This window comes from Gordonibacter pamelaeae 7-10-1-b, assembly GCF_000210055.1.
In the GTDB taxonomy this organism is placed as follows: Bacteria; Actinomycetota; Coriobacteriia; order Coriobacteriales; family Eggerthellaceae; genus Gordonibacter; species Gordonibacter pamelaeae.
The window spans coordinates 2832627-2842213 of record NC_021021.1 but is presented as its reverse complement, the minus strand read 5'-3'; the positions used below and the strand labels follow the sequence as shown (position 1 = coordinate 2842213).

The 9587-nt window shown below is 65.1% G+C and carries 8 protein-coding genes; all 8 read right to left on the bottom strand.

All coding sequences use genetic code 11. The features are described 5' to 3' along the window. Positions 1-975, bottom strand: a 975-nt coding sequence (locus GPA_RS19395; protein WP_167536672.1) for a hypothetical protein, incomplete at its 3' end; no start/stop codon positions are given. 368 nt (positions 976-1343) lie between these two features. Continuing rightward, the gene (locus GPA_RS13120; protein WP_156791051.1) at positions 1344-4292 is read right to left on the bottom strand and encodes a hypothetical protein; all 2949 of its coding nucleotides are present in this window, start codon (positions 4290-4292) and stop codon (positions 1344-1346) included. 6 nt (positions 4293-4298) lie between these two features. After that, on the bottom strand, positions 4299-4694 hold the full coding sequence (locus GPA_RS13115) for a hypothetical protein (protein ID WP_015540169.1): 396 nt from the start codon (positions 4692-4694) through the stop codon (positions 4299-4301). A gap of 8 nt (positions 4695-4702) precedes the next feature. Beyond that, a complete protein-coding gene (locus GPA_RS13110) occupies positions 4703-5011 on the bottom strand; it encodes a DNA-binding protein (protein ID WP_231847650.1) in 309 nt (102 codons plus the stop codon). A gap of 235 nt (positions 5012-5246) precedes the next feature. After that, positions 5247-6296: a hypothetical protein gene (locus GPA_RS13105; protein WP_015540167.1), complete on the bottom strand. Its 1050-nt coding sequence runs from the start codon at positions 6294-6296 to the stop codon at positions 5247-5249. Positions 6297-6363: 67 nt separating this feature from the next. Beyond that, positions 6364-7113 carry a hypothetical protein gene (locus tag GPA_RS13100; protein ID WP_015540166.1) on the bottom strand — a complete coding sequence of 250 codons (750 nt, stop codon included), beginning with the start codon at positions 7111-7113 and terminating at the stop codon, positions 6364-6366. 90 nt (positions 7114-7203) lie between these two features. Next, the gene (locus GPA_RS13095) at positions 7204-8220 is read right to left on the bottom strand and encodes a hypothetical protein (protein WP_015540165.1); all 1017 of its coding nucleotides are present in this window, start codon (positions 8218-8220) and stop codon (positions 7204-7206) included. A 14-nt stretch (positions 8221-8234) separates the two neighbouring features. Continuing rightward, complete coding sequence (locus GPA_RS13090; RefSeq protein WP_015540164.1) at positions 8235-9059, bottom strand: antirestriction protein ArdA; 825 nt, start codon at positions 9057-9059, stop codon at positions 8235-8237. Positions 9060-9587 lie beyond the last annotated feature (528 nt).

Genomic DNA, 9587 nt, shown 5'->3' with positions numbered 1-9587 from the left:
GCAGGACAGGCCGGCGATCCACATGCAGCGCGAGTGCAGGATTCCCGCGGCGATACCGGCGAGAAGCATTGCCACGGCGCCGGCCGGGACTTTCGCCCCGCTTCGCCGGCACAGCGCGATCGGCCCCATCGCCATCGCCGCGACGGGGACGGCGAAAAGGGGGCCGAGCGGGACCCATAGGGGCTGCATCTCGACGATGGCGCTGCCATAGGAGGCCTCGCCGAGCGATTTCAGGACATAGAGGGACCCGTCGGCGCCGTATGGGTTGAGCAGCGAGGCCGCGCACATGGCCGCCACGGCGGCGCAGATGGGCATCGCCCGCGCGGACCACGCGCGGCGTGCTGCGGGATTGGCGAGCTCATGCGGGTAGGGCAGGGCGAACGCCGCGGCGCACGCGGCGAGAAGAGGCCATTGGGCCGCCTGGAGGTTGACGCCGGCGACGGCGATGGCGGGTAGCCGCAACAGCGCCCACCGCCCGCCGTCCTTGAGGTATCTGAGCAGAATCCTGGCCGTGAGCGTGCACAGCAGCGCGGTCCAGATCGTCGGGCGGACCGATATGTACATGCAGATGCACACCGACGGCACCGCAAGGCAGAAGGCCAGGGCCGCTGGCGAGAGCTTCCCGTCGGCGGCGTCGAGCATGAGGCGGGACAGCTGCCAGAAGAGGAGCCCGGCGGGCACGCAGGCGGACACGGCCGCTGCGGTATAGCCGCCGCTCGTATACCACGCCCAGAGCCAGACGTCATGGAGCCACTGCTGCGCGACCATGCCCTGGCCGGGCCAGATGGAGAACGGGTTGATGTAGGGTATGCCGTTGCGGACGATCTCGCGGCCGGTCGCGAGGAGGAACCAGACGTCGGAGTCGAGCGTTCCCGTTCCAGCAAGGGTGCGGGCGAGAATCGGGCCCGCGATGAGGAGGGCGCATAGGGCGGATATGGCGAGGCGTGTGCGGTCGGCCTGAATGGTTGCTTTCAAGATGGCTCCAAGGGGTAGATATTCGACCGGGAGCATACGCCGCCGCGGCGAAAAGAAGAACCCCGCTCCCAAAAGTGGGAACGGGGCACCGAAAAGGCGGAATGCCGCGGTCGTGATATCGGCAAAAGGATGGCGGCCGGTGAGGGCCGGCCGCCGATGGGGGAATGGCGGCATATTGGGGAGTCCGCCATTGCATATGGGGTCGACTGGATCGGATGGTGGGTCGACCGGATCGCCGTGACATAGTTTATCGGAAGGAGTGACGGCGTTGCTTTGACTATACCCCTTGGCGATATACGCTAATCACGTCATTGGCGGAAATGTGTTCCCGTCGTGTACGGGTCCGGTCCGTACGGAACGGTCTGCGCTCAGCCCTTGCTGCTCGCGACGCCCTCGGCCTTCGCCTCGGACCATTTGATGTAGAGCGTGACGTCGCGCTTCGCGGTGACGGAGGTTACCTTCTCGGTGCCGTTAGCCGAGGTCAGCCAACATTCCGGCACGTACCTGCGCCAGGTGTCGTCTGCGAGCTTGGCGAATACCTCGCCGGGTTTAACCGGAGTGACGCTCTCGCCCCAGTAGAGCGCCTTGTGCCCCTGCCCGTCGTCGCCGATGGCCGCGAGCGCCAGGCCGTCGAGCCTGTGCTTCTCCGTGGACAGGGAGAAATCGGGGAGCTCGAAGGAGGGGCGCGCATCGGGTTTGTCCATGAGCGGCGCGGTGCGGTAGATGCCGGCGTCCTCGGGCTTGAGCGATCCCTCGGCGTACTCGACGCGCACGGTGCAGCGGTTGCGGCCGTAGAGCTTGAGCGTCTGGTCCTTGACGATGGTGACATTCGCGGCGGGCTGGGTGAGCTCGGGATCGAGGAACCAGCTCGAGAACCCCGTCGAGGGGTTCTGCCCGTATTGCTCGTCGAGGTTGCAGGTGTCCTTCAGGGCCTTCTGCGTCGCGATGTCGGCGGGGTTGTAGATATCGCCGCCCTCGACGTCGAGGTCGCGGTACACCATGTCCTTCTGCTCGATGCCGTCGGCATAGTACTCGACGCACGTCGTGACGACTCGCACGCCGCGGGAGACGAGCGTGCCCAGATAGCGGTCGGTCCATACGTAGCGGTCTGTCTTGCCGACGGTGCGGATGCCGAGCATCGCGGCGGCGTAGAGAAGCCCCGGCCCCCAGGAGGCGTCGGCAGCCAGGTTTTCGCTGTCGGAGAACTCTCTGACGACGCGACCGCCCTGCGGCTTGCGCACGAGGTGGATGTTCATGCCGCAGATCTTGTTCCCGTCGGCGCCGTCCGGCTCGATGCCGGCTGCGGGCGCGGTGTTGACGTCGAGCGGCGCCGAGGCGGAACAGTTGACATAGACCGGGTCGGACCACTCGCCGCTCCCGTTGAGCAGCTTGGTCCTGATCTCGAGGTCGTAGTGGTCCGCTATCTCTCCCGTGAGCCAGACCTTCACCCTTCCGAGGATATCCGACTCCGTGTCGAGGATGCGCGCGCCGTCGGATCCCTCGACCCACTCGCCCCCGCTGTAGCGCTGCGCGGCGTAGTGGATCGATCCGGGGAACGCGGAACCCTCGAGCCTGAGGCCGAGTCCGTAGATAGAGTTGCCGCCATGTGGGTAGCCGATATGTCGGTGCGCGAGCGATTCCTGCTGCCACCCCCAAGTGGCCACGCCGCACTGGGCGAAGATGGAGGCGTTGTCCTCGGGGAGGTCGTCGTCGATGTCGGACATATAGAGCCTGAAGATCGGCCTGACCGGCAGGTCCGATTCGTTCTTGCATCCCAGGGCCCAGCCGGAGGGCTTGATTCCGACATCCGGGTCGTCCGGATCTGCGTTATGCCATCCGCAGATCTTCGCCTTGTCGCCGATCTTGAGCGCGTCCTCGTCGCAATGGACCGAGACCTTGCCCTCGATGCGGGCCTCGACGAGGTTCCACTGGGCATTCTTCTGGATGGCCCAGCGCCCGGGGCATGCTGCGGACTGGACGGATACGTTTGCGACGGAATTCGACGTGACCCCGTTGGTGTCGAGGCGCAGGCCGTCGGCATCCGAGGTGATGAAGTAGCAGGAATGGTCGGTCTCGTTCGAGTCGTCGGGCTCGTGGTGGATCCACCATGCCTTGCTCCGGCCGTCGGAGTTGTTGATGTCCCAGATATCGGCATGGCTGTTCTGGACGACTCCGTGGTCGACCACGGGCGCCGCATGGCCGCTGTTGTTCAGCGTGTGCGTCAGGTTCGGGCCGACCATGTTGGCGATAGCGAACGTGAAGGTGTCTACGCCGTCGCTGGTATAGGGTTTGAGCATCCAGGTCTGATTGACGCCGCGATAGTTCTCGTAGAGGCACACGCCGCGTCCGTTATCGTACATGGCTTTGGGTTTACCGCCGCTGTATGTGCCCTGCACCAAGTCGAGCTGGATGTCCGGCGCGGAGACGGGCCTGATGTAGAAGATGCCACCGTAGAGCGTGACGTCGTTGCGGATGTAGATCTTATCGACCCTGAAATCGCGGGAAGGGGTGGTCTGGCTCAGGAACCAGTAGTTCGGGGCGTCGTTTTCCTTGATGATGTTCTCGTGCATCCCGAAGTGATTGTAGTCCACGTTGTAGACCTGCAGCTTGCTGGACACGCTGTGGCGCGCCTCGCCCTTCTGCCTCTTGACCCAGAAGGACGGGCGGGTCGATCCCCAGTACGTGCTCCCCTGGAAGTCGTTGAAGTCGTAGAAGCCGTAGGAGATCCAGTCGTAGTACTTGTAGCCGATCTGGTTCCTGAAGTCGCCGGCGAAACGGGAATCGGCGAACTCGGCGCCGTCGAGGTAGACGTACCCCTTGTTGTCGCCGCCCTCGGAGATGGTATCGGTCCAAAGGCCGTTGCCGTGCTGCGGGTCCTTGCTGGAGCACCATGCGAACGGCCTGACGACTACGAGGGTGTAGAGCTCGTTGGCGTAATTGCACTCGAAGACGCAGGCGAAGGCGTACCTCAGCCATTGTCCGTAATGATTAATATAGTAGCTGGTGTTGGCGGGGGCGGCGCAGAGCCATTCATGGTAGCTGTTCGCGAAGCCGAAGAACATGTCCCCCTCGCCCTGACGAGGGTCCAAATGGACGAGCAGCGAGTCATTGGCAGCTCCGAACCAGCCCTGGCCGAGGTTGAAGTTCATGCCCGCGAGCGCTTCCGCTTCCCGGGCGGGTCCGAGCAGGGCCAGTCCCGCCGCGCAGGCGAGCGCGGCGAAGGCTCCTCGACGGGAGATCGGAAGCTCGAGCAGCCCCGTCTTCTCGCTTTCCCCGTCCCGTACCGGGACCATATTTGTTTCTGGCGAGGTGTTCACAGCGATCTACTCCTCCTTGAGGCCGGAGACGGCGAAACAGGTGAAAGCGGTGGCGAGGTAGCCGATGGAATACGGGTCCAGGCGGATGGCGCTGCGGACCGTGAGGGCGAAAAGGACCGCGGCGATGCCGAGGTCGAGGGCGCGGCTCCGTACCTTGCAGGCGATGCCGGCGGCGATGAGCAGGACGACCGGGACCCACACGGCGCCCAGGCAGCCCCTGGTCAGAAACCACGCTGCCGACGCTGGGGAGTAGTAGTCTGTCGGGCAGGATAGGATGACCGATGCGGCGCTCTGCAGCTGGAAGATGGCGGGCGGCAGCGCGGTCAGGATGGCGGCCAGCGCGATGCGCCTCAGCTCATGCGGTTCGATATTTGAGTGCTTGACCAAATCGATTAGGTTCATTTGTCCTCCTACAGTCCCAGGAACCAGGACACGCTCGTGTCCTCGAAATACCTCGCGGTCTCGATCAGGGTCAACGTCGACATGAGCGTCTGCCTGTTGAGGATGCGCGAGAGCGTCGAGCTCGAGATGCCCACGGCGCGGCAGTAGTCCTCTTTCGACGTGCCGGTCCTCGACAGCGTGAACGCCAGGCGCGAAGCGCACAGCTCCTTGGCGTAGTCGCGGTCGCGCTGCCGCTGCATCTCGGTCCTGTCGTGCCGTTCGCTATCGGAGCCCCGGTGCATTCTGTTCCCCCTGCCGATGTCCTGATTTTCTCCCATATGGCGCCCGATCCAGCATATGCCGGCGGCAGGCGCCCCCTTCGACGAAAAGGACGGCGGGACGGGCGAAACCCGGATGCACGATTCGGATTTTCGCCGTCTCTGCCTCCCGCGCACCAGGCCGCGGCGATGCGTTTGGGTGACGATTGGATAGCCGGCTGCGGCCTGATTTCAAAATTGATACCCGCGCAAACGCGAATCTATACATAGCCGCCGCGTCTGGTCCGATTTTTTTTCAGATGCGTTTACCGCCCGCGCCGCCGTCGTCTCCCGGCTTCGCGGCGAGCTGCGATGCCAGCGCGGCGATGTCGGAAGGCGTTCGTCCCGCCTGCTCGATCTGCTCGCCGAGGCCGCGCCGAACTTCCCTCATGAACTCGGCGGACGCCTGGAACGGGCCCGTTGAGGGGTCGGCGAAGCGCGTCTTGGCGCTCTCGATCGCCCACTTGGGAAGGTCGACGACCTCGCCGTCCCCGTCGGTCGCGATGACGAGGAAGCCGCCGCGGACGATTTCGGTCGCCCCGCCGCGCGCCCACGCCCGGTTCGGCTTGAGCTCGCTGCCCTCCGCATCGGCGGCGCGGACCAGCGACACGGTGACGCCCCCGTACTCCGCCAGGGTCTCGGTTTCGGGATCCTCGAGGCCGATGGAGGCCGCCGCGCGGGCCATGTCGGGAAAGACCGTCGTCTCTCGCGGCAGGTCGCCCACGGGCACGTAGACCGCCGAGACCTTGGCGCCGGCGGCGCGTCCGCCGCCCTGCGCGAGGCACCGCGCGATATCCGCGTCGGCGCCGTCGATCTCGAAGTCGCATGCGGCGGCGTATGCCCTCACGGCCTTCGCGAGGGCGTCTTGCACATCGGCCACGGTATCGGCCGAGAGGGCCAGGCGCGGCATGTCCTGGAGCAGGATGCCGCGGCCCAGGTGGTCGGCGAGCAGCGTTTTCATGTAGTAGCGGCCGATGAGGTAGGGCGCGGGCTCCATGTCCTTGACGTTGCGCGTCGCATCGGGGCGGTCGTCGCCGCGGTGGAGGTAGAACTCGACCATGGGCAGCCCGCCCGAGGATTTCAGGGACCGCCCCGGCAGCGTATCGAACGGGTCGTAGATGACTTTGTCGTCCTTGCCGTAGCGCGCCCCGGGAAGTACCGGGTGCATCCAGACCGACTCGCCGTCCCCGGCGCCCTCGCAGTCGACGCGGATATCGTCGGCGAGTGCCAGGACGGAATCGGATGCGATGCCCTCGCGCAGGTGTGCCAGCAGGTTCTCGATATCCTGCTCTTTATAGGTGCTCATGGTCGCTCCAATGGGTCGGGATCTATAGTCGTGCGGGCCCGCCTCGGCGCGGGCCCGGGAAAACCGGTCACAGCCGGTTACCGGCCGCGGCGGCCACCCCGTGGGTTGTTGCCTTCGTGGCCGCCTTGGCGGCCGCGGCGACGCGCGCGGGGTTGTCGGGCGCCAGGTCCGTGGCTATATCGACCCCGAGCGAGGCGCACGTCTCGGCGACGCTCTCGGCGTTGCCGAGCGTCCACCCTGCCAGTTCGGGGCTGCATCCGGCTCCGAACGCCGTGAGGACGCTGGACTCGATATCGCACAGCGCCCAATCGGCCGAGGTGAGGAACTTTTCATCATCGACCGCACCGGCAGGGTCGAAATATCCGACCGCGGCGTCCTCGGTGGTCTCGCTGATGGAATCGAGGCCGTAGTCGCAGGCATCCGGCGAGAGCGGGTCGATATCGTCCTCGAGGATGGCCGAGAGGGGGATATGGGCGACATGGAACCCGAAGAACTCGCCGTCCGACGCCTTGTCCGGGATGAAGGCGGTGCCGCTGTAGACGTTGTAGAGGAAATCGTCGAGGTCGAGCGCCCGGCTCATGATCTCGGCCGCGTCCCTGCGAAAGTTCGAGTGCTGGCAGAGCGCCGTCGCGGCATCATGCCCGAACAGCATCGCGACGCTCTCCGGCGTTTCGAGGAGGGCCGTGTGGCCGGACAGCTCGACCTCGACGCAGCCCTCATGCTCGCTCGAGAAGAAGGCGCCGGGCGTATCGATCCCGTAGAGGTCGAGCACGTCCAGCGCATCCGCGGCGTTAAGCGGTTCGATGTAGCTTTTCATATTCCATCACATCCAAAGACAGGGAAGGGCGCCCGCGGTACGGTGCGCGGGCGCCCTTCTGGTACGGGTTGTGGAGGCCGCGGGCGCGGGCTAGAGCTTGGCGGCCTGCGCGACGTCGCTGCCCTGCTCGGCGGTGCCGTGGGCGGCGGCGACTGCTGCGGCGGCCTGGGACTGCGGGTTGGGCGCCTCGGCGTTCATCTTGGCCTTGTAGGCCTCGCGCGCGGCCTTGACGGCCTTGGACAGCTCGAACGGGTCGGCATCGAGGGTCTTGAGCTGGTCGTTCTCGTCGTACTTGAACAGATGGACGGGCATGTCCTTCTTGACGGTGACCGTGGTGCCCTTGCCGTTGGCGATATCGGACTCGGTCCAGGGCTTGCGGAAAGTCTTGAACTTGTAGCCGGAGATGTCGATGCCGTTCATGTCCGTACCAGTCGGGATGGTGCAGAGGACGGCAGGCCAGGTCTCAGTCTTCTTGCCGTTCTCGATCACGATGTCCTTGCCCTGCGCGTCGGTGACACGGCACCACTTCGCGGGGAACTTGATGCTGACCTCGTTGTCGTACTTTTCCTGGTCCATGGCGGTACCTTTCTTCCTGCCCGTCGCACGGTATGCGGCGGGGCGTTGATTTGCCACGACTGTACCCTCGGGTACGGTGTGCGTATAGATGGTTTCCCGAACGGGAAGCGGCTCGAGTCCGCCGCGGCGGCGCAGCTCGTCCACCGTCTCGCGCAGCCTCGAGATGTCGCCGATGACGGGCGCGGCGAGCTGTTCTTTGGGGACGAACCCGTCGAGCGCGAGGATCGCCACCGCGCCGGGCAGGGCGAGCACCCCGGTGAGTTCCGCGCTCGCGTCCGAGTAGTAGAAGTGGATCGGGTACTTCAGCACGACGGCGGCCTCCGGAACGTTGATTCCGAGCTCGTCCACCGCGCGGCGGATGGCGGTCCTGACCTGATAGGAGAGCTCGGAGGGCAGGCCGTCGGTGGCGATGGAGGGCTTGCCGGCGTCGTACTTGGTCGCGAACAGGTTGAAGTCGGTGAGCTCGCCGTTGCCGTCGGGGTAGGCCGAGCGCGCCATCGTGGAGGACTGGTTGATATCCCTGAACATCATGGCCGCGGTCCTCCCTACAGCTTCGGCGCCGTCTGGTTTGCGGACGCCGCGATGACGGCGCTCGTCGCCGCCGCGGCGCTGGCGGAGCGGGCGAGGTCGGTCGGCGTGACGGGTTTCTCGACGACGCCCTCGGCGATGTGCGCGCGCCACTCGGCCACGGTTTCGTCCCTGATCTCCTCGAACGAGTACTCGTCGAGCGCCGGCCAGTCGGCGCGCTTGTCGACATAGCAGGTCTCGCACAGGTCGACATAGCCGTTGTTCACGGCGATCTCGCCGAAGCGGTTGAAGTCGAAGCAGGAGAGGAGTTCGCCGTCTTCTCGGTTCATGATGTTCCAGAACTCGGAATCGTCGTTGAGGACAGTGTACGCATAGTTCTCCTGCGGCGTCGAGCGCTCGAGGCAGGTCTTATGCCACTGGTCTTCGACATACATATCGTCATAGAGGTAGTCGAATACGGGCAGCTCGTCTACCTGCGCCACGAGGTTCATGAGCTCGTCGAGGTGGTCCAGGGTCTCGCCGTAATCGATAGCGGCTTGGACATGCGCCAAGTCCCCTTCGGGAAGGAGCGTAAGCTGCATCGCGAGGACGTTCAGCTTGTCGAGCTGGGTGTACTCATCGAACACCTGGGGGCAGCGGAACGGCAGCCCATCGTAGTCGGAGATATAGGTCTCCTCGTGGTTCGCGTCGACGAGCCCGTGGCCACGCAGCCAGGGCTCGATCTTATCGGGATCCATCGGCAGGTGCATCCAGGTATCGTGAAGCTCGCCCTCGTTGTAATACCCGTAGTTGCCCACGCAGACGTCGAAGCCGTCGCGGAAATCATGTTCATGCTTAGCCATACAGATCAGCTCCAGGAGGCAGATGGCGGATAGGTGCTTCTCCGACGATGCTACCCGTACCGCTAGGGCGGCACCACGGTGTTTCCCGAACGGGAAGACCGCCGTGCCGCGAGCCGATAGAAAAGCGCTTCCCGGACGGGAAGCGCTGAAATAGCCGGGCCCCCAATGGGTATGAGTCTCGAGACTTTGCTACACGAGGATGGGGGCTGCGATGGTTGACGCCGCGGGATATCGCCATTGGACGGACGCCGAGCTCGAATTGCTCGCCGACAGGTCGCTTGCCGCCGCGGATGTGGCCGCCGCGACGGGGCGGACCGAGATGGCCGTAAGGGCGGCGCGCTCGCGCCGAGGCATCTGCCGGACCAGGTGGACGGCGGAAGAGATCGGCCGGCTGCGAGACTACGCCGCATCGCCGAAGCAGATCGCGGCCGAGACCGGCCGCTCGCTTTCGGCCGTGTACGCGAAACGCTCCGAGATGGGCCTCGTAATAACTTCGTNTAAAAGCATACATTATACGAAGTTATACGA